3 protein-coding genes are annotated in these 3,018 nt (G+C 45.1%); 2 read left to right on the forward strand and 1 reads right to left on the reverse strand.

Annotated features, from left to right (window positions below; genetic code table 11):
- Both NDI44_RS28700 and NDI44_RS28705 read left to right on the forward strand, forming a co-directional pair.
- A partial coding sequence (locus NDI44_RS28700; protein WP_190415976.1) for a catalase family protein occupies positions 1–917 on the forward strand: 917 nt, incomplete at its 5' end.
- Positions 918–1,301: 384 nt separating this feature from the next.
- A protein-coding gene (locus tag NDI44_RS28705; RefSeq protein WP_242037211.1) for an IS5 family transposase occupies positions 1,302–2,131 on the forward strand; the annotation gives its coding sequence in 2 pieces (ribosomal slippage) (positions 1,302–1,686 and positions 1,686–2,131; 831 coding nt in all).
- On the opposite strand, the gene NDI44_RS28710 is transcribed toward NDI44_RS28705, so the two are convergent.
- Positions 2,128–2,724 carry a hypothetical protein gene (locus NDI44_RS28710; RefSeq protein WP_190415977.1) on the reverse strand — a complete coding sequence of 199 codons (597 nt, stop codon included), beginning with the start codon at positions 2,722–2,724 and terminating at the stop codon, positions 2,128–2,130. The two genes, NDI44_RS28705 and NDI44_RS28710, sit on opposite strands and share 4 nt — an antisense overlap.
- Between the last annotated feature and the right edge of the window lie 294 nt (positions 2,725–3,018).

Genomic DNA, 3,018 nt, shown 5'->3' on the forward strand with positions numbered 1-3,018 from the left:
GGATCTACGACAACTTGCCTGCCCATCTCGCGCAGGGATTGTTTTGCCAACCCCGCACTTATCCGGTGATGATTCGCTTCTCAACCGTTCCCGGTGACATCATGCCGGATGGTCTATCTTGCTTCCGCGGCATGGGCATCAAGGTTATTGGCGTGGCAGGACCGAAGCTCCTGGAGACCGAACCTGATGCCGTAACTCAAGACTTTTTGATGATCAACAGTCCGGTCTTTCCATCGGGCACTCTTGCTCGCTTTCTCCCAGAGCAGTTGCTCCAGGAAAAGGTTGTGGTCAGTGCCCCAGAGGAGGCACAACAGCTATTCGGAATGGTTGCTCGAATGACCAATGCGATGACTCAGAAAGTAGGGATCAACCTCTATCCGAGCGCGTTAGGTCTCACCCAGCCTGAAACTCACATTCTGGGAGAAACCTACTATACCTCTGCTGCCCTGCGCTATGGAGATTACATTGCTAAATTGAGTGTCACTCCCGTCTCCGCCAGCCTTCAGCCGCTCATTGGCAAACGCATTGATACACAGAACGCTTCTGTACTGCGAGATCTAATCGTTGAATTCTTCCGGCAACAGTCTGCCGAGTATGAACTACGTGTCCAGCTTTGCACGAATCTAGAGACGATGCCGATTGAGGATGCGTCGATTGAGTGGTCAGAAGGGGAAAGTCCTTACCAGGCGATCGCCAAACTCACAATTGGGATGCAGGAGGCATACAGTCCTGCCCGGCAGGTGTACGTGGATGACGTCTTGTCGTTCAATGCCTGGCATTGTATTGCAGAGCATCAGCCGCTGGGATCGATTCACCGTTTACGCAAGGAAGTCTATGAGGCGTCCAGTCGTTACCGTCATCAGATGAACCAGCAGCCCAACAGGGAACCACGAAGCATCGAGGAAATGCCGGACTAGGAAGCTGCTCTGAACCGGAGTTCGTGCTGCCCTCAATGGGCGCGATCCGATCGGCAAAACAGAGTCAGTAGAGGCGTCAGACATCGTCGATCGCCAGAGTTGGATGGATTTCAGATAGAGATAATTGCACTTATCTCTATCTGACTAATGTAAGACAACTTCGATGCCGAAAGGCTGTAAACGTCCAGAGACTCATGGATTGAGGGGGCAGTCAGATAAACACGTCATTGGCAACTCAGCCCAAGACTTGCACAAGAGCAACAGAAATTAGGCAACCGTTCGGTTGTTCGAGTCGGGAAACTGCCTCCAATAGACCTCTTGCGGAATTGAATAAAATCAGATAAACAAGACTTCAATGAATTAATAGTTATAGATTCTAAATAGATGCGTTACAAAAAAGCACTAAAGATGTCTTCATCTGACTTTAAAAGAATGTACGGGGTGAAACCAGAAACATTTTGGATGATGGTGAAAATTGTACGGGATGGCAAACAGGGAAGCCGTGGCAACCATGCTTCCATCCCAATTCCCGACCAAATCTTGTTAACATTGCAGTACTGGCGAGAGTACAGAACTCCTGTTCATATTGCTCAAGATTGGGGAATGCACGAATCAACAGCACAGCGGACAGTGAAACGAATTGAAAACTTATTAATAAAATCTAGTAAGTTTCACCTGCCGAGTCGGCGACCGCTTGGGAAAGAGTCTGAAGAAATTGAAGTCGTTGTTGTGGATGTGGCAGAAACAGAAATTGAGGGACCTAAAAAAAACAGAAAATGTATTACAGCGGGAAACAGCGCTGCCATACGCTCAAACTACAGCTCTTAGTCAATCAAATGACCCAAGAAATCATCTGCACAGCTTTAGGCATCGGGAAGCAGCATGACTTTAAAATCTTTAAAAACAGCAAGGTTCATATAAGGCAAGAGATACAGCTTCTAGCTGACAAGGGTTATCAAGGAATTAATCGCTACCACTCTAACAGCCAAACTCCCTATAAAAAGCCTAGAAGGGCAAAATTAACCCCCGCACAAAAACGATTTAATCGCGAACACGCTCGGAGGAGAATTCGAGTTGAGCATATTATTAGGCTGTTAAAAACCTTTCGGATTTTATCTAGTCGTTATCGCAATCGAAGGAAGAGATTTGGACTGCGAGTCAACCTAATTGCAGGTATCTACAACTACGAACTCAAGTTAGCTAAGAAATTTTAATTCCGCAAGAGGTCTATTATCTGTATAAGGTCAAAACAAAGATAAGCCCCATTTGTAAAGGGACGCATCTTTATATAAGCTTCAACGTCTGGAGTAATCCCACGCGAGTGGTTCAAAGCTTCCCAGCGCAATCCCTCAAAATACTCTTTCACACTCTTTGCGAAACGAAGCCTCAGCGGTAATGGCGTATGATGAAGCTGAAGCAACCTCTGCCAAATATCCTGCATTGCAAGTTCTGTTGGCGTATCAGGTTTAGAGAGTTCCGCGTGTGTCAAAATATCGACTAAACGCTCGTGTTGAGGTTTTAACATTTCGGGTTGTCCGCTGGTTCCAGCATCCTCCGATTGCTCGTCCAATATAAAGAACAAGAGCATAGAGTCCGAAAAACTTTTTAGAGCTTCTAGCGAAACATTAGGGCAGATGCGTGCAGCCAATTTATGATATTTTGCCGCTTCCAAAGTTTTATAGACTGATTCATCTGTAACAAGCTTAAATAAGCGTAGCCATTTTAGAGTGTGCTGACAAGCCACTTCGCAATGCTGATTAATCGCTGAAGAAAAAGGGCAATAAAAATCCTGTAGTTTAAATGTCATTTTTAGTATATTTATTCCTGCTTATTTAATTATAAAATCATAAAACACAGACACAGAATATTAGACAAGTAGCACAGCGAACGCGGTTGAAAAACAACCGCTAAATTAAGTTAAATGATAAGCTCAGGACTTACGCAGGTACGCTATAGGTAGTGGCATAGGGGCTGATACAGCTACATCCAAAAAAACTAATTAATTGAGCCTGAGCATGTTAGTCTCAAGTCGAGTAGAGATTGAACACCAAGTGCCATTTACTAGACTAGATTACTGCCAATACTTACTCAGTAGTCAGAA

This window comes from Trichocoleus sp. DQ-A3, from assembly GCF_039961975.1.
Lineage (GTDB): Bacteria > Cyanobacteriota > Cyanobacteriia > Cyanobacteriales > FACHB-T130 > FACHB-T130.